This is a genomic window from Modicisalibacter radicis, from assembly GCF_900961225.1.
Lineage (GTDB): Bacteria > Pseudomonadota > Gammaproteobacteria > Pseudomonadales > Halomonadaceae > Modicisalibacter.
Window position 1 is genome coordinate 62,851 of the sequence record NZ_CAAHFN010000050.1, and the last position, 16,335, is coordinate 79,185.

Annotated in this window: 15 protein-coding genes; 10 read left to right on the forward strand and 5 right to left on the reverse strand. The window is 66.1% G+C overall.

Going from position 1 to position 16,335, the window contains the following annotated elements; translation table 11 throughout:
• Positions 1 to 59: 59 nt before the first annotated feature.
• From HR9077_RS04280 to glnA, 5 genes are all read right to left on the reverse strand, one after another.
• On the reverse strand, positions 60 to 1,112 hold the full coding sequence (locus HR9077_RS04280; protein ID WP_136065476.1) for a class I fructose-bisphosphate aldolase: 1,053 nt from the start codon (positions 1,110 to 1,112) through the stop codon (positions 60 to 62).
• Positions 1,113 to 1,309: 197 nt separating this feature from the next.
• On the reverse strand, positions 1,310 to 2,719 hold the full coding sequence (gene glnG / locus HR9077_RS04285) for a nitrogen regulation protein NR(I) (RefSeq protein WP_136065478.1): 1,410 nt from the start codon (positions 2,717 to 2,719) through the stop codon (positions 1,310 to 1,312).
• Positions 2,720 to 2,806: 87 nt separating this feature from the next.
• Positions 2,807 to 3,850 carry a nitrogen regulation protein NR(II) gene (gene glnL, locus HR9077_RS04290; RefSeq protein ID WP_136065480.1) on the reverse strand — a complete coding sequence of 348 codons (1,044 nt, stop codon included), beginning with the start codon at positions 3,848 to 3,850 and terminating at the stop codon, positions 2,807 to 2,809.
• A gap of 264 nt (positions 3,851 to 4,114) precedes the next feature.
• Positions 4,115 to 4,684, reverse strand: a complete 570-nt coding sequence (locus HR9077_RS04295; protein WP_136065482.1) for a DUF4124 domain-containing protein — start codon at positions 4,682 to 4,684, stop codon at positions 4,115 to 4,117.
• Between the two features lie 132 nt (positions 4,685 to 4,816).
• The gene (glnA, locus tag HR9077_RS04300) at positions 4,817 to 6,223 is read right to left on the reverse strand and encodes a glutamate--ammonia ligase (RefSeq protein ID WP_136065484.1); all 1,407 of its coding nucleotides are present in this window, start codon (positions 6,221 to 6,223) and stop codon (positions 4,817 to 4,819) included.
• Between the two features lie 603 nt (positions 6,224 to 6,826).
• Here glnA and HR9077_RS04305 point away from each other — a divergent pair.
• The 10 genes from HR9077_RS04305 to HR9077_RS04345 all read left to right on the forward strand — a co-directional run bounded on the left by HR9077_RS04305 (position 6,827) and on the right by HR9077_RS04345 (position 16,262).
• Positions 6,827 to 7,390 carry a glycosyltransferase family protein gene (locus HR9077_RS04305; RefSeq protein WP_136065486.1) on the forward strand — a complete coding sequence of 188 codons (564 nt, stop codon included), beginning with the start codon at positions 6,827 to 6,829 and terminating at the stop codon, positions 7,388 to 7,390.
• A 112-nt stretch (positions 7,391 to 7,502) separates the two neighbouring features.
• Positions 7,503 to 8,498 (forward strand): polysaccharide deacetylase family protein, encoded by a 996-nt coding sequence (locus HR9077_RS04310; RefSeq protein ID WP_136065488.1) that lies wholly within the window; start codon positions 7,503 to 7,505, stop codon positions 8,496 to 8,498.
• Positions 8,499 to 8,590: 92 nt separating this feature from the next.
• Positions 8,591 to 10,417, forward strand: coding sequence for a translational GTPase TypA (gene typA / locus HR9077_RS04315; protein ID WP_136065490.1), 1,827 nt, complete (start codon positions 8,591 to 8,593; stop codon positions 10,415 to 10,417).
• A gap of 211 nt (positions 10,418 to 10,628) precedes the next feature.
• Entirely contained in the window at positions 10,629 to 11,255 is a 627-nt protein-coding gene (locus HR9077_RS04320; RefSeq protein WP_136065492.1) for an OmpW/AlkL family protein, read from the forward strand.
• Between the two features lie 94 nt (positions 11,256 to 11,349).
• Entirely contained in the window at positions 11,350 to 11,655 is a 306-nt protein-coding gene (locus HR9077_RS04325; RefSeq protein WP_136065494.1) for a hypothetical protein, read from the forward strand.
• An 81-nt stretch (positions 11,656 to 11,736) separates the two neighbouring features.
• Positions 11,737 to 11,940, forward strand: coding sequence for a hypothetical protein (locus tag HR9077_RS04330; protein WP_136065496.1), 204 nt, complete (start codon positions 11,737 to 11,739; stop codon positions 11,938 to 11,940).
• 22 nt (positions 11,941 to 11,962) lie between these two features.
• Positions 11,963 to 12,139 carry a hypothetical protein gene (locus HR9077_RS21850; RefSeq protein ID WP_168380887.1) on the forward strand — a complete coding sequence of 59 codons (177 nt, stop codon included), beginning with the start codon at positions 11,963 to 11,965 and terminating at the stop codon, positions 12,137 to 12,139.
• A gap of 195 nt (positions 12,140 to 12,334) precedes the next feature.
• On the forward strand, positions 12,335 to 13,090 hold the full coding sequence (gene otsB / locus HR9077_RS04335) for a trehalose-phosphatase (protein WP_136065498.1): 756 nt from the start codon (positions 12,335 to 12,337) through the stop codon (positions 13,088 to 13,090).
• Positions 13,057 to 14,886, forward strand: coding sequence for a glycoside hydrolase family 15 protein (locus HR9077_RS04340; protein ID WP_168380888.1), 1,830 nt, complete (start codon positions 13,057 to 13,059; stop codon positions 14,884 to 14,886). The genes otsB and HR9077_RS04340 overlap by 34 nt, the downstream gene beginning before the upstream one ends.
• Positions 14,883 to 16,262 carry an alpha,alpha-trehalose-phosphate synthase (UDP-forming) gene (locus tag HR9077_RS04345; protein ID WP_136065500.1) on the forward strand — a complete coding sequence of 460 codons (1,380 nt, stop codon included), beginning with the start codon at positions 14,883 to 14,885 and terminating at the stop codon, positions 16,260 to 16,262. Before HR9077_RS04340 ends, HR9077_RS04345 begins: the two co-directional genes overlap by 4 nt.
• Positions 16,263 to 16,335: the final 73 nt, after the last annotated feature.

Consider the following 16,335-nt stretch of genomic DNA (forward strand, 5'->3'; position numbering starts at 1 on the left):
CCGGCATGAGCCGGGCCTCGAGATGTGCCGGATCGTCGCCGGCGATGGTCAGCGACCGATCAGGCCACGGTGACATCCTTGGCCAGGTAGACGTCCTGAATCGCGTTGAGCAGCTCGACACCCTCGGCCATCGGCTTCTGGAAGGCCTTGCGACCGGAGATCAGCCCCATGCCGCCGGCCCGCTTGTTGATCACCGCGGTGCGCACCGCCTCGCCGAGGTCGCTGTGACCCTTGGAGCCGCCGCCGGAGTTGATCAGGCCGATGCGCCCCATGTAGCAGTTGGCCACCTGGTAGCGGGCCAGGTCGATGGGATTGTCGGAGGTCAGTTCATCGTAGACCTTGTCGTGGGTGTGGCCGAAGCCGATCGCCCGGTAGCCGCCGTTGTTCTCGGGCAGCTTCTGCTTGACGATGTCGGCCTTGATGGTCGCCGCCATGTGGATCGCCTGGCCGGTCAGGTCCGAGGCGACGTGATAGTCGGTGCCGTCCTTCTTGAAATCGGGATTGCGCAGGTACGACCACAGCACGGTGACCATGCCCAGCTGGTGGGCGTGCTCGAAGGCCTCGCTGATCTCGGTGATCTGACGGCGGCAATCGGGCGAGCCGTAGTAGATGGTCGCGCCCACCGCCACGCAGCCCATGGCGTGGGCCTGCTCGACCTGGGCGAACAGCGTCTGGTCGTAGATCGCCGGGTAGGTCAGCGACTCGTTGTGGTTGAGCTTGAGCATCATCGGGATCTTGTGGGCGTAACGCCGCGCCACCGAGGACAGCACGCCGAGCGTCGACGCCACGCAGTTGCAGCCGCCCTCGATCGCCAGCTCGACGATGTTCTTGGGATCGAAATACTGCGGGTTGGGGGCGAACGAGGCGCCGGCGGAGTGCTCGATGCCCTGGTCGACGGGCAGGATGCTCACGTAGCCGGTACCGCCCAGGCGGCCGTGATCGTAGATCGCCTGCAGGTTGCGCAGCACGTTGGGGCCGCGGTCGGTGTCGCTCATCACCCGGTCGACGAAGTCCGGCCCCGGCAGGTAGAGGCTTTGCTTGTCGAAACCGCGACAGGTGTGATTGAGCAGGCTGTCGGCCTCGTCGCCCAGCAGTTTGGCAATATCGGTCATTGGCTTGCGCGCCTCCCTTTGAGTATGGTCCTTGCTCTTCGCACGGATCGAGATCCGCCGCCCATCTTGGCGATATCGTGCGGCGCTTTCCACCTTGCCACGCCACCTTGTACGGTCAACGTTGCGATCCGGCTTGGCAATCCACCCAAGGATAGCGGATAAACACCCGCGCCATCACGCCGCGGTCGTGGCCGGATTCACTCCTCGGCCAGTGCAGGCAGCAGCACCTTGACCTTTCGCGTCAGGGTGTTGCGCCCCCACCCCAGCAGCTCCGCCGCTTCGCCCTTGCGCCCGCCGGTGTGCTTGAGCGCGGTCTCGATCAGGATGCGCTCGAAATCCGGTACCGCCTCCTCCAGCAGGTGGGTATGCCCGGCGGCCAGCGCCCGGTCGGCCCACTCGCGAAAGGCGCCGCGCCAGTCGCCGCTGGCCACCTCGGTGCCTTCGATATCGCGCAGTTCCGGCGGCAGGTCGTCGATCAGCACCTCGCGCCCCGAGGCCATCACCGTCAGCCAGCGGCAGGTGTTCTCGAGCTGGCGTACGTTGCCCGGCCAGGGCAGCTTGGTGAGGTGCAGCTCGGCGTCCCGGGTCAGCACCTTGGGCTCGGTGGAAAGCTCCTTGGCGGCCTCGGCGAGAAAGTGCTGGGCCAGGCGCGGAATGTCCTCGCGGCGCTCGGCGAGCTTGGGCAGATGCACGCGGATCACGTTGAGGCGGTGAAACAGGTCCTCGCGGAAACGCCCCTCCTTGACCAGCGTCTCGAGGTCCTGGTGGGTCGCGGCGATGATCCGCACATCGGCCTTGACCGAGAGATGCCCGCCGACCCGGTAGAACTCGCCATCGGCCAGCACCCGCAGCAGCCGGGTCTGGGTGTCGGGCGGCATGTCGCCGATCTCGTCGAGGAACAGCGTGCCGCCGTCGGCCTGCTCGAAACGCCCGCGACGCTGGGCGGTGGCCCCGGTGAAGGCACCCTTCTCGTGACCGAACAGCTCGGACTCCATCAGATCCTTGGGGATCGCCGCCATGTTCAGGGCAATGAACGGGTGCGACTTGCGCGGGCTGTGCTGGTGCAGGGCCTGGGCGACCCGCTCCTTGCCGGTCCCCGATTCGCCGTTGATCAGCACGGTGATATGCGACTGCGACAGCCGGCCGATGGCGCGAAAGACCTCCTGCATCGCCGGCGCCTCGCCGATGATATCCGCGGAGAACCCTTCGGGCGCCACCGCCGGCGAGGCGCGCTCGCGGGCATGGGCCACCGCGCGGCGCACCAGCGCCAGGGCGTCGTCGACATCGAACGGCTTGGGCAGATACTCGAAGGCGCCGCCCTGATAGGACGCCACCGCGCTGTCCAGGTCGGAGTGCGCGGTCATCACGATCACCGGCAGGTCCGGACAGGCGTCGCGCACGCGCGCCATCAGGTCGAGCCCATCGAGCCCCGGCATGCGTATGTCGGTGAGCAGCACATCGGGGGGGTAGCTCAGAATCTCCTCGAGCGCGGTATCGGCCCGGTCGAAGCTGGCCACTTCCAGGTCCGGCTGGGCCAGGGCACGCTCCAGCACCCAGCGTATGGCTCGATCGTCATCGACGATGACGACACGGGCGACATCATTCATAAAGCCCTCCAGCGGGTAGCATAGTTTCGCCTCCGGCGAATGTCGCAGTCTCAGCGCGTCCGGCGCTGTCGTGATGCTTCGTCCCGGTCACTGGTGAATGTCCAGCGGCATCAGGAGACGGAATTCGGTACAGCCGGGATGCGAGTCGCACTCGACCAGCCCCTGATGCTGATGCAGGATCGACTGGGCGATCGACAGGCCCAGGCCGCTGCCCTCGGCACGCCCCGAGACCATCGGGTAGAACAGCGTCTCGCGCAGCGCCAGGGGGATCCCCGGGCCGTTGTCGACGATCGCCACCTCGCAGACCAGCCGGTGGCGCTCGGCACCCAGCGTGAACTGCCGCCTGGCGCGGGTACGCAGCGTCAGCCGCGGCGAGGGCGTGCCGCTCTCCTCCATCGCCTGGACCGCGTTGCGCGCCACGTTGAGTACCGCCTGGATCAACTGCGACTCGTCACCGTGCAGGTCGGGCAGGCTGGGGTCGTAATCGCGCACATAGTCGACCCGGGGATGCTCGGCCTCGAGCAGCGCGCGTACCCGCTCGAGCACCCGATGCACGTTGAGTGGCTCGTGGTGTACCAGGTTGTTGGGGCCGAGCATGCGATCAACCAGATCGCGCAGCCGGTCGGCCTCCTCGACGATCACCCGGGTGAACTCGGCCAGCTGCGGGTCGGGCAGGTCGCGTTCGAGCAGTTGCGCCGCGCCGCGAATGCCGCCCAGCGGATTCTTGATCTCGTGGGCAAGGCCCCGCGACAGCACCTTGATGGTTTCCTGGCGGGTGACCAGCGCCTCCTCGCGGGAGATCCGCAACAGCCGGTCGCGCGGCTCGATCTCGAGCAGCAGTTCGGCTTGCGACAAGGGCGTGACGGTGAAATCGACGGTAATCGCCTCGCCGCCGGCAAGCAGCAATATGGCCTCGCGCTGGGTGAAGGGGTGGTACTCGTCGAGGGCCTTGCGCAGCACATCGGCGACCGCACCGCTTTCGCCTTCGAGACACTCCAGGCGCGTCCCCTCGACCCGGCCGCGGCTCACCGCCAGCAACGCCTCGGCGGCCGGATTGAGCCAGCGCACGGCCAGCCGCTCATCGAGCAGCAGGACCGCCGTCGTCAGGTTTTCCAGCAAGCGTTGGTACATGGTGCGTCTCGACATCCCGGGCCCCGTTAGCTTGATGGTTGCAAGAAGCGCGCCAGCCTGGCCAGGCCCGTGGCAAGCGGGCCACCTTGCGGGGCGCGGACGCACAAGGCACCAGAATGGTGCAGCAGAGTGGCGCAGGAGTCGGCGTTGCCCCACTTCAGGCCGCCGACGGTGCGCCCTGCCCGAGCCGTCCCGCGAGATGCCGCCGGGTGCCTCGACTGGCGCGCCTCTCGGCGCAGCAGCAGCAACCCGGGCGGCGGGCCTTCAATTGGGATTGGCGGGCATATTGACGCTGGCGCGATGAACGTACAGCGTCACCGGCGCACTGCGATGACGCACCTGGCCCTCGGCGTCCAGCAGTTCGGCGACGAGGGTATGTTCGCCGCGATACAGGTTGGTGAGCATGAAGGCACGGCTATGCAGGGCCGACTGGCTTATCGCGCCATCGAGGAGCAGGCGTACCTTGTGATCCTCACGCAGCGCCGGCTCGATGGCCAGTTGCACCTGCACGTTCCCGGCCGCCCCGGTGGGCAGGGTCTGTCCATCCTCGGGTTCGGCGATGCGGAAGGTCGAATAGGGCATGAAGGGCTGGCCGACGCCGCGCGAGTCGGCCGGCTCGGCACGCGGCGTGCGCGCCGGAGCGGCCTCGATCTGCGCGGAGGGCACCACGGTCAACGGCTCGAGATCGACCCGCTCCGCGTTATCCACCGGCTTGTCGGTAAACACCACATTGCCCTGCGCATCGGTCGTGCGATAGACGCTGGCCGCCCCGGCCACCGCCGCCCCGAGCGAAACGGCACACAGTAACGTCAGCGTGAAAACGCGCTTGATCATGACCCTTTCACCCTCCCGTGCCGTCGCGCCAGAGCGGCACTTGAGCGATTGACGATGGCCGCCAGTGTAATGCAAAAAGGCCCGCCATGACGGCGGGCCTCGGTACTCGAACGACCTGTATCGCTCGGCTGCTCAGCAGCTGTAGTAGAGGTCGAATTCGACCGGGTGAGTCGTCATGCGCAGGCGCTCGACATCTTCACCCTTGAGTTCGATATAGGCATCGATCATGTCGTCGGTGAACACGCCACCCTCGGTCAGGAAGGCGCGATCGTTGTCCAGCGCTTCGAGCGCCTGCTCGAGGCTGTTGGCCACGGTCGGGACCTTCTTGCCCTCTTCCGGCGGCAGGTCGTAGAGGTTCTTGTCCATCGCGTCGCCGGGGTGAATCTTGTTCTTCACGCCGTCGATGCCGGCCATCAGCATCGCCGCGAACGCCAGGTACGGGTTGGCGGTGGGGTCGGGGAAGCGGCACTCGACACGCTTGCCCTTGGGGCTGGCGGTGTACGGGATGCGGATCGACGCGGAACGGTTGCGCGCCGAGTAGGCCAGCATGACCGGCGCCTCGAAGCCCGGCACCAGACGCTTGTAGGAGTTGGTCGAAGCGTTGGTGAAGGCATTCAGCGCCCGTGCGTGCTTGATGATACCGCCGATGTAGTACAGCGCTGTTTCGGACAGCCCGGCGTATTCGTCGCCGGCGAACTGGTTCTCGCCATCCTTCCAGAAGGAGGAGTGAACGTGCATGCCGGAACCGTTGTCGCCGACCAGCGGCTTGGGCATGAAGGTCGCGGTCTTGCCGTAGGCGTGAGCCACGTTGTGGACCACGTACTTGAGTTCCTGAACCTCGTCGGCCTTCTTGACCAGGGTGTTGAACTTGACGCCGATCTCGTTCTGGCCGGCGTTCGCCACCTCATGGTGATGCACTTCGACGCTCTGACCGATCGCCTCGAGGGTGTTGCACATCGCGCTACGGATGTCGTGGAAGCTGTCCACCGGCGGGACCGGGAAGTAGCCGCCCTTGACGCGCGGACGGTGGGCCAGGTTGCCGCCTTCGATCTTGCGATCGGTCGACCAGGCGCCTTCCTCGGAGGTGATCTTGTACATGGCGCCTTCGATGTCGGCCTTCCAGTGCACCTCATCGAAGATGAAGAATTCCGGCTCGGGGCCGAAGAAGGCGGTGTCGCCGAGACCGGAAGCGCTCAGGAAAGCCTCCGCGCGCTTGGCGATGGAGCGCGGGTCGCGCTCGTAACCCTGCATGGTCGACGGCTCGATGATGTCGCAGCGCAACACCAGGGTCGCATCTTCGGTGAACGGGTCGAGGAAACCAGAGCCGTCTTCCGGGCGCAGGATCATGTCGGATTCGTTGATGCCCTTCCAGCCTTCGATGGAGGAGCCGTCGAACATCTGACCGTCCTCGAAGAACTCATCGTCGACCGCGCTGGCCGGAATCGTAACGTGTTGCTCCTTGCCCTTGGTATCGGTAAAGCGCAGGTCTACCCACTTGACGTCGTGTTCTTCGATCAGGGCTAGAGTCTTCTCAGACATGGTGTCCTCCACAGATGAGCCATTGGCTTGCGTGTCCAGCGTCGTTTTAGCACGTCGGGGCGCGGATTGCCCATGCATGCCATTTCTGCCAAAACAAATGCAGAAGCCGTGCCAAAATGGCGCAAGGACGCTTGCCAACTTTAACCAAGTGCATGAATTACAAGCCGAAAGCGACCAACCAAGGATGCCGTGAAGCGCCCGACAATTGCCCGAAAGCGCATCATGGCGGTGCACGCACCTCGCCGACGCACCATGAAGGAGCACAAATCACCCCTAATGCACTATTCCGGTTCATCGAGTGACCGTGCCGGCCGCCAGCTAGACCGGCCCTCCCCCAGCCAGCCAAGCATTAGCGCATTAAGCGCCTCACTCCTTTGCACGCGACGAAAACCAACCACGAAAGCGGCAAATTCAGCTAGCTGGCCAATTGAAACACTCTGAAACTCGGAGCTACTCTTCGTTTACACAACTATCGCAATAGCCAGGAGACGACGGAGGCCTGCGAGACGTTGACAAAAGCGCCGTTGCAGCGTCGTGACATCGGACGGCCCACGTCAACGTCACGGTAACCGGGGCCCTACCGGATTCCAGGTCGCCAGGCACATGAATACATACAGTGTGGTCATCGATTTTCGACGAGGTTACAACCGCGCAGAACGCTGTCTGCAAATCCTGGAGAAGCTGGCTGGGCGGATCGAGGGCGATGTCGAACGCTGGCTCATCGTCGACCGCCCACGCCTGCCCCTGGGCAATCTGGCGGAGCGTCACGGTGCCCGGACGCTGACATTGCCCGGGCTGACGCGTGGCGCGCGGCTCAACGCCGCCGCCAACGTCGGTCATGGCAACGTCCTCGTGTTCATCGAATCGACCGGTGAGCTCTCTGACACATGGCTGCAGGAGATCGATCAGGCGCTGCGCGTCCAGCCCTGGGATGCACTGGTGCTGGCCGCCGACCGCTGGCCCGCTTCCGCCTGGTTCCCGCGGATCGGCCGGGCCCGGCTGCATGCCCAGGTCTTCGCCGTACAGCGGGTATGGTTCGAACGCCTCGGCGGCTTCGATCCCGAACTGGAAGGTCAGGCCGAACGCGATCTGCTGGGTCGTCTGCAGGCTTGCCACGCCAGAGTCCTGCAATGTCGACCCGAGGAATGCCGACGATCGGTCAGTTAGTACTCGCGTGCGGTTGGCGGTAAAATGCCGGTACTGGTGTGTGCTGTGCCATCAAGGCACAAGGAGAAAGCAGCATGCTTGGTCGTGACGCGTTACCTGCCGGAGCCGGACAATGACCGGCCTGGCGCTGTCCCTGGCCCAGGACCTGGCGCATCGCCTGCGCGGTCACTGGCGGCGCAGCCTGATCGAACCGTTGTGGGGGCGAAGCGCCATCATCGCCCTGCAGCGGGTCCTGCCCAGCGAGACCGAGGCTCGCCTGCCGCATCGCGCGCCCTGGTGCCTGGGTCCCGAGAGCTTCGAGCGGCTGCTGCTGACGCTCAGCGAACTGTCGCGGCTGGTCTGCCTGGAGACCGCCCTCAAGCCCCATCACGACCCGCAGGCACGCATCAGCCTGACCTTCGACGGCGGCTGGCGCGACAATCTCCAGGTCGCCGCGCCGCTGCTCGACCACTACGCGATCCCCGCCAGCATCTTCGTCAATACCGGCTGGCTGCACCGACCGCACGGCGCCTGGCGCGACACCATCGGCGAAGGCCTGTGGCAGCGTCGGCACGCCACGCTGATTCGCGATGCCCTGGGCGATGCCGGCCTGCCGCTACCGCCCATGCCGCCGTCGCACCCCGATACCGCCTACAGCCGGGCCCTGCTGACCTACCTGCTGGAGCTCGCCCGGCACGATCCGAACACCCTCGAGACGCTCGGCGAGGTCCTGCATGGCGAGCTCGGCCACCCCCGCCACGGGCTCGACCCCTTCAGCATCCGCCGTCTCGAGAACGGCGGCCTGATCCGCTTCGGCGCGCGCGGCGTCGACATGCGCGCCCTCGACTCCCAGGACGACGCCGGTGTGCGCTGGCAGGTGCATCGCTCGCGCCAGGAGCTGGCACGCCTGTGCCGCGAGCCGTTGGCGGCCTTCGTCTACCCGGAGAGCCAGCCCTCGGCGCGCGTCCAGCAACTGGCCAATCGCTGCGGGGTCTCGCTGGCCCTGGCCGGCCAGGGCGGCTGGCTGGGCCGACACGACAATCCACTGGCGCTGCCGCGGATCGCCGTCAACCAGCGGCTCGCCGCGAGCCCGGGGCGGCTGTTCGATTACCTGCTGGGTCAGCTGTAGGCCCCGCCAACGGTGAAAGTCGGCTCACGAAGGTAGCAGTGGAAACGGCCTGACCCTATAATGCGGCCCTTATTTCCCTGCAGGATCCCGTCGTGATCGAGAAACTTCGCAACATAGCCATAATCGCTCACGTCGACCACGGCAAAACCACCCTGGTCGACAAGCTTCTGAGTCAGTCCGGCACCCTGGATCGTAAAGCCGAGGGCCAGGAGCGGATCATGGACTCCAACGACCAGGAAAAGGAACGCGGCATCACCATCCTGGCCAAGAACACGGCGATCCGCTGGCAGGCTCCCGACGAGCAGGTCTATCACATCAACATCGTCGACACCCCCGGGCACGCCGACTTCGGTGGCGAGGTCGAGCGCGTGATGTCGATGGTCGACTCCGTGCTGCTGCTGGTCGACGCCGTCGACGGCCCCATGCCACAGACCCGCTTCGTCACCCAGAAGGCCTTCGACCAGGGCTTGAAGCCGATCGTCGTGGTCAACAAGATCGACCGCCCCGGCGCGCGCCCGGACTGGGTCATCGATCAGATCTTCGACCTGTTCGACAATCTCGGCGCCTCCGATGAACAGCTCGACTTCCCGATCATCTACTGCTCGGCGCTCAACGGCATCGCCGGCCCCGAGCCGGAGCAGCTCGCCGACGACATGTCGCCGATGTTCCAGTCCATCGTCGACATCGTCGAGCCGCCCAAGGTCGAGCTCGACGGCCCCTTCCAGATGCAGATCTCGGCGCTCGACTACTCCAGCTACGTCGGCGTCATCGGTCTGGGCCGCATCAAGCGCGGCAGCGTGCGGCCCAACCAGCAGATCAGCGTGATCAGCAAGGAAGGCAACACCCGCAAGGGCAAGATCGGCCAGGTCATGACCCACATGGGTCTCGAGCGGGTGCAGACCGAGCAGGCCGAAGCCGGCGACATCATCTGCATCACCGGCATCGACGACCTGGCGATCTCCGACACGCTGTGCGATCCGTCCGCCGTCGAGGCGCTGCCGCCGCTGACCGTCGACGAGCCCACCGTGTCGATGACCTTTCAGGTCAACGACTCGCCGTTCGCCGGCAAGGACGGCAAGTTCGTCACCAGCCGCAACATCAAGGATCGCCTCGAGCAGGAGCTGATCCACAACGTCGCGCTGCGCGTCGAGCAGGGCGAATCGCCCGAGAAGTTCAAGGTCTCCGGGCGTGGCGAGCTGCACCTCTCGGTACTCATCGAGTCCATGCGCCGCGAAGGGTTCGAGCTGGCCGTGGGCCGCCCCGAGGTGATCATCAAGGAGATCGACGGCGTCAAGCAGGAGCCGTACGAAGAGGTGATCATCGACTGCGAGGAGCAGCACCAGGGCGCGGTCATGGAGGAGCTCGGCTACCGCAAGGGCGAGATGACCAACATGAACCCCGACGGCAAGGGACGCGTGCGCCTGGACTTCATCATCCCCGCGCGCGGGCTGATCGGCTTCCGCGGCCAGTTCCTGACCCTGACCTCGGGCACCGGCATCCTCACCAGCCGCTTCGATCATTACGGCCCGCTCAAGCCGGACGCCTCCATCGAACGCCGCAACGGCGTTCTGGTCTCGATGGTGCCCGGCAAGGCGCTGGCCTATGCGCTCTACGCCCTGCAGGAACGCGGCAAGCTGATCATCGATCACGGCACCGAGGTCTACGAAGGCATGCTGATCGGCATCAACAACCGTGCCAGCGACATGGTGGTCAACCCGACCAAGGGCAAGAAGCTCGACAACATGCGCGCCTCGGGCAACGACGAGAACATCGTGCTGACCCCGCCGGTGCGCTTCAGCCTCGAGCAGGCGATCGAGTTCCTCGACGACGACGAACTGGTCGAGATCACCCCCAACCACATCCGGTTGCGCAAGAAGCACCTCACCGAGAACGAGCGCAAGCGCGCCAGCAAGAAGTAAGCGCGCTCAAGCGATTCTCCAGAGCCCGCCTTCGGCGGGCTTTTTTGATCCAGGTCGTGTCCTGGGCCAACTGACCGGCGCAACCGCAGCGTGACTTGTCCCAGAGCAAATTCCCACACGGTCTTTAGGGTTATTGTGAGCGTGCCTGCCCGCACCGAAGCGATACCTCGCAGCAAGGGCAAGGACCAACAACCGATCCGGAGACCTCGTGATGCGCACCCCCGTCCTGCTTTCCGCCGCCCTGTTCGCCGCCGGCCTGGTATCCACCGCGCCCGCGTTGGCCTACGGTGAAGGCGATATGTTCACCCGCTTCGGCGTCGCCAAGGTCGACCCCAAGAGCGACAACGGCGACTTCAACGACCTGGGCCTCGGCGTCGATGTCGGCGACGATAGCGGCTTCGCCTTCACGCTTGGCTACCGCTTCACCGACAAGCTGGGCGTCGAGTTGCTCGCCGCCGAACCCTTCGAGCACGACATCGCGCTCAACGGCGACAACATGGCTTCCACCAAGCACCTGCCGCCGACCCTGACCCTTCAGTACTACCCGCTGGGCGGCACCGACGCACGCGTGCAGCCCTACGTCGGTGCCGGTATCAACTACACCCACTTCTCGGACGAAGACCTGGACGTCGGCCAGCTCGATCTCGACGACTCCTGGGGCGCCGCCGCCCAGGTCGGCGTCGATCTGCTGATCGACGAGCACTGGGCACTCAACGCCGCTGCCTGGTACCTGGATATCGACAGTGACGCCACCGCCACGATCGGCGGCACGGATTACGACGCCAACGTCGAAATCGACCCACTGGTGATCATGGGCGGACTCAGCTTCCGCTTCTAGAACGCTCCCCAGCACCGCCCCGGTCGCTGCCCACTGGGCGCAACGCGGCCGGGCGCGCTACCCTGTCAGGGACACTCACGGACAGGAGAGCGCCATGCACAAGCACGTCGACTGGGACGCCCCCGGCGCCGGCAGCGTTGCCTCGCACTACGCCAAGGATCCCAACGAGTACGGCGAGCCCCACCCCGGCAGCATCGTCACCGCCCGCTACCAGGGCGCCAGCGTGCGTATCCGCGTCGAAGCCTACCGAGACGCCACCAGCATCGGCGAAGTGGTCGCGCTGATCGACGCCGCCAGCGGCGAGCGCGTGGACTCGCTGGGCAAGCTGTCGCTCGGCGATACCGTGCGCCTGCCCGACGACAAGCGCGCCTTCCAGGCCTCCGCCGCGGATGGCGACTGACCCGATCCAGCGCTGGCAATCGGTTCGGCGGCTTGTCTACGCTGACAGGGGCACTCACTACCGACGCCAAGGAGAGACGCGATGGCCGAGTTGGGAACCTGCGCCTGCACGGGCTGCGAACATGAAGTCACCAGCGACAATGCCGCGCTCAGCGAGGGCCAGGCGTTCTGTTGCTCGGGGTGTGCCGCGGGCCATCCGGATGGCATGCCCTGTGCCCATCAGGACTGCCCCTGCACCGAACTCAACCGTCCGCCTTCCGGCGAACTGACCCGGGAAGGCTTCTAACCGCTCATCACGGAGGATGACCATGCAGAAACAAGCCCGCGTCGAACCGATCATCGATAGCAGCGACCTGAAGGAGACGATTACCGGCTGGATCGTGATCGACGAAAGCCAGCCCGACAACGAAAACGTCGTCTCCGAGCATGCCACGCAGGACGAAGCACTGCGCGCCGCCGAGCGCTTCGAACAGGCCGAGCACTGACCCGCCCGGCACCGCACCGCCCGGTTCCGCCTGAAACGGCGTCCCGGGGCACGGCCAGCGGGTAGCCGGCGTTGCCAACCGCCGCCCCGATCTGCCTATCATGGGCGGGTCTCACCAGGCACCAGTCTGGAGCGATCCAGGCTGGTGATACCGACGAACCCGACCATTCACGCAGCGACGATCACGCGGAACCCAATGCCCACACCCTCGACGACCCTTCCCTCGCCGCGCCGCGACTGGGCGCTGTTTCTCGACTTCGACGGCACCCTGGTATCGCTGGCCGCCCATCCCAGCGAGGTACGGGTATCGCCACGCCTGAAGCGCCTGCTCGACGAACTCGGCAAGACCTTCGACGGCGCCGTGGCGGTGGTCAGCGGACGTCCGCTGGACCAGCTCGAACAGCTGCTCGGGCCGGTCTCGCTGCCGATGGCCGGCATCCACGGGCTGGAGTGGCGCGATGCCGACGGCAGCCGCCACACGGCGATCGCCCAGCCCGCCCAGCTGGCATCCTGCCGCGACGCCCTGGCGGCCTTCGTCGCCGACCATCCCGGCCTGCACTACGAGGACAAGGGCGTCTCGCTGACCCTGCACTACCGCGGAGCCCCGGAGCTCGCCGAAGCCTGTCGCGAGTTCTTCGCCGCCCAGCATCGGGCGCTGGGCGAAACCTTCGAGCTGGTCCCCGGCAAGTGCGTCCTTGAATTGCGCCCAAGCGGCTACCACAAAGGTACTGCCGTGGCCCGGCTGCTCGACGAAGCGCCGACCTTCCAGGCCCGAACGCCGGTGTTCATCGGCGACGACGTCACCGACGAGGACGCCTTTCGCATCGTCAACGCCCGCGGCGGGCATTCCGTGCGTGTCGGCAGCCAGGATGAGACTGCCGCAACCTGCTATCTTGAATCAGTACAGGAGGTACTGACATGGCTGGAGAGCCTGACAACGCAAGCCACTTGACCCCGTCCCCCGATGTGGAACAAAGCAACCTCGAACTCGGCCTGATCGGCAACTGCCAGGTCGGTGCGCTGGTCGATTCCCAGGCGCGCATCGTCTGGTGCTGCCTGCCACGCTTCGACGGCGATCCCTTCTTTTCGCGCCTGATGGACACCCAGGATCGCGGCTATTTCGCCATCGAACTGCAGGACCTGGTCGACACCCGGCAGTACTACCAGCGCAACACCGCGATCCTGTGCACCGAACTCACCGACAAGTACGGCGGGCGTATACGCATCAGCGACTTCTGCCCGCGCTTTCGCCAGTTCGGCCGCGCCTTCCGCCCGGTGGCGCTGGTGCGCCGGGTCGAGCGGCTCGAAGGCACCCCGGTGATCCGCGTCAAGCTGCGCCCGACCACCGACTACGGCGCCCAGAAGCTCGACCTCACCCACGGCAGTCACCATATTCGCTACATCGGCCGCAACCGGGTCACGCGCCTGACCACCGATGCCTCGGTGACCTATGTCCAGCAGGAATCGCCGATCGTGCTCGACGGCGAACTCAACTTCCTGCTCGGCCCCGACGAGAGCGTCACCGAATCGGTGACCGCCATGTGCCAGCGTTTCCACACCGAGACCGCCACCTACTGGCACGAATGGGTCCGCGGGCTAGCGATTCCCTTCGACTGGCAGAACGCGGTGATCCGCGCAGCGACCACCCTCAAGCTGAGCACCTTCGAGGACACCGGCGCGGTGATCGCGGCAATGACCACCTCGGTGCCCGAGGCCGCCAACAGCCAGCGCAACTGGGACTATCGCTACTGCTGGCTGCGCGACGCCTATTTCGTGGTCCATGCGCTCAACCGGCTGGGCGCCACCGCGACCATGGAGAATTACCTCAACTATATCCTCAACCTGGTCGTCGGTGCCGCCGAGCACGAGCTGCAACCGCTCTACGGCATCGGCGGCGAGGCACGGCTCGACGAGCACGACGTCCCGGGACTCGCCGGTTATCGCGGCATGGGGCCGGTACGCACCGGCAACGCCGCCTACAGCCAGATCCAGCACGACGTCTACGGTGCCGTGGTGCTGGCCGCCAACCAGGCGTTCTTCGACGAGCGTCTGGCGCGCCCCGGCGACGAGGCGCTGTTCCGCCGCCTCACGCTGCTCGGCGAGCAGGCCGCGCGGCTGTTCGACAAGCCCGACGCCGGCATCTGGGAATATCGCGGCCGCGCCCGTGTGCACACCTATTCGGCGATCATGTGCTGGGCGGCCTGCGACAGGCTGGCGCGCATCGCCGACCAGCTCACGCTGGCCGAGGATTCGACCCGCTGGCGCCAGCAGGCCGACCGCATGCACGAAGTCATCTGTCGCGAGGCGTGGAGCGAGTCCCGCCAGGCCTTCACCGAGAGCTTCGGCGGCGACACCATGGACGCCAGCCTGCTGTTGATGCACGAACTCGACTTCCTCGAAGCCGACGACCCCCGTTTCGCCTCCACGGTCCGTGCCATCGAGGCCGAGCTGCGCCGCGGCGACCACCTGTTCCGCTACGCCGCCGCCGACGACTTCGGCCGCCCCGAGAACGCCTTCAACATCTGCACCTTCTGGTACATCGACGCGCTCTGGGCGATCGGCCGCAAGGAGGAAGCGCGGCGGCTGTTCGAGAACATGCTCGACTGCCGCAACCGCCAGGGGCTGCTCTCCGAAGACCTGGACACCGCGAATCACGAACTGTGGGGGAACTTCCCGCAAACCTACAGCATGGTCGGGTTGATCAACTCGGCACTACACCTCAGCCGCAGCTGGGAGGAGGCCGTATGACCCGTCTCGTCGTCATTTCCAATCGCGTATCCATCCCCGAGCCCGGCAAGCCCCAGGCCGGCGGCCTGGCCGTGGCGATCACCGGCGCCCTCGACGAGTACGGCGGGCTGTGGTTCGGCTGGGACGGCAAGGTCAGCCAGTCGGCGACCAGCCGCCCCACCACCGTGCAGCGCGACAACATCACCTACGCCACCCTCCCGCTGTCCAAGGAAGACTACGACGACTACTACCTGGGCTTCTCCAACGAAGTCGTCTGGCCGGTCTTCCACTTCAACCTCGGCGCCATGGACTTCCGGCTGAACTACGCCAAGGCCTACCAGCGGGTCAACGAGCGCTTCGCCAGCTCCCTGAGCACGCTGCTCGAGGGCGGCGAACTGATCTGGGTGCACGACTACCACCTGCTGCCGCTGGGCAAGCAGCTACGCGAGCAGGGCGTCACCGATCCGATCGGTTTCTTCCTGCACATCCCCTTCCCCAGCTACGACCTGCTGCGCGCCCTGCCCGGCTATCGCGAGCTGCTCGACGACCTGTTGCACTACGACCTGCTCGGCTTCCAGACCGACAACGACCTGCATGCCTTCCGCCAGGCGGTCATCGAGACCTTCGACGCCGTGGTCTTCGGCGACACCATCGAGTGCAACGGCAAGCAGGTGCGCACCGGCGTCTACCCGGTAGGCATCGACGTCGAGGAGCTGGCCGGCGAGGCCGAGCGCTCCTGCGCCAACGAGCAGGCCCGCCAGCTCAAGCAGGATCTCGGCGAGCGCGACCTGATCATCGGCGCCGACCGCCTCGACTACTCCAAGGGCCTGGTGCAGCGCTTCAACGCCTTCGAGGCACTGCTCACCCACTTCAAGCACCGCCGCCAGCAGACGATCTTCATGCAGATCGCCAGCCCCTCGCGCAGCGCGATCCCCGAGTACGACGAGCTGCGTCGTCAACTCGAGGAGATGGCCGGGCACATCAACGGCACCTATGCCGATCTCGACTGGGTGCCGGTGCACTACCTCAACAAGACCTACCCCCGCGAAGCGCTGATCGGCCTGTTCCGCTCCGCCCGGGTCGGCCTGGTGACCCCGCTGCGAGACGGCATGAACCTGGTCTGCAAGGAATTCGTCGCCGCCCAGGACCCCGAGGACCCCGGCGTGCTGGTGCTCAGCGAGCTGGCCGGCGCCGCCAGCGAATTGAGCGGCGCACTGCTGGTCAATCCGTATGACGTCCACGCCATCGCCAGCGCCATCGAACAGGCCCTGAACATGCCGCAGGACGAGCGCCGTGAACGTTACCAGCAGATGATCGGCGTACTTCGCCGCAACAGCCTGCTCGAATGGCGCCGGCGCTTCATGGAGCACCTGAGCCAGCAGAAGGCCGGCACCTAGTCGCGAACGACTGCAACCTCGGAACCGAGGCACGCAAGCGGCCTCGCCCTTCCGGTCGACCCGGTGGGGCGAG

Excerpts from the sequence above, each read along its gene's own strand:
- glnL (WP_136065480.1), bottom strand. The coding sequence starts at position 3,850 with ATGTACCAACGCTTGCTGGAAAACCTGACGACGGCGGTCCTGCTGCTC.
- HR9077_RS04340 (WP_168380888.1), top strand. The coding sequence starts at position 13,057 with ATGGCTGGAGAGCCTGACAACGCAAGCCACTTGACCCCGTCCCCCGAT.
- otsB (WP_136065498.1), top strand. The coding sequence starts at position 12,335 with ATGCCCACACCCTCGACGACCCTTCCCTCGCCGCGCCGCGACTGGGCG.
- HR9077_RS04320 (WP_136065492.1), top strand. The coding sequence starts at position 10,629 with ATGCGCACCCCCGTCCTGCTTTCCGCCGCCCTGTTCGCCGCCGGCCTG.
- HR9077_RS04280 (WP_136065476.1), bottom strand. The coding sequence starts at position 1,112 with ATGACCGATATTGCCAAACTGCTGGGCGACGAGGCCGACAGCCTGCTC.
- HR9077_RS04305 (WP_136065486.1), top strand. The coding sequence starts at position 6,827 with ATGAATACATACAGTGTGGTCATCGATTTTCGACGAGGTTACAACCGC.
- HR9077_RS04295 (WP_136065482.1), bottom strand. The coding sequence starts at position 4,684 with ATGATCAAGCGCGTTTTCACGCTGACGTTACTGTGTGCCGTTTCGCTC.
- HR9077_RS04310 (WP_136065488.1), top strand. The coding sequence starts at position 7,503 with ATGACCGGCCTGGCGCTGTCCCTGGCCCAGGACCTGGCGCATCGCCTG.
- HR9077_RS04325 (WP_136065494.1), top strand. The coding sequence starts at position 11,350 with ATGCACAAGCACGTCGACTGGGACGCCCCCGGCGCCGGCAGCGTTGCC.
- HR9077_RS21850 (WP_168380887.1), top strand. The coding sequence starts at position 11,963 with ATGCAGAAACAAGCCCGCGTCGAACCGATCATCGATAGCAGCGACCTG.
- glnA (WP_136065484.1), bottom strand. The coding sequence starts at position 6,223 with ATGTCTGAGAAGACTCTAGCCCTGATCGAAGAACACGACGTCAAGTGG.
- glnG (WP_136065478.1), bottom strand. The coding sequence starts at position 2,719 with ATGAATGATGTCGCCCGTGTCGTCATCGTCGATGACGATCGAGCCATA.
- HR9077_RS04330 (WP_136065496.1), top strand. The coding sequence starts at position 11,737 with ATGGCCGAGTTGGGAACCTGCGCCTGCACGGGCTGCGAACATGAAGTC.
- HR9077_RS04345 (WP_136065500.1), top strand. The coding sequence starts at position 14,883 with ATGACCCGTCTCGTCGTCATTTCCAATCGCGTATCCATCCCCGAGCCC.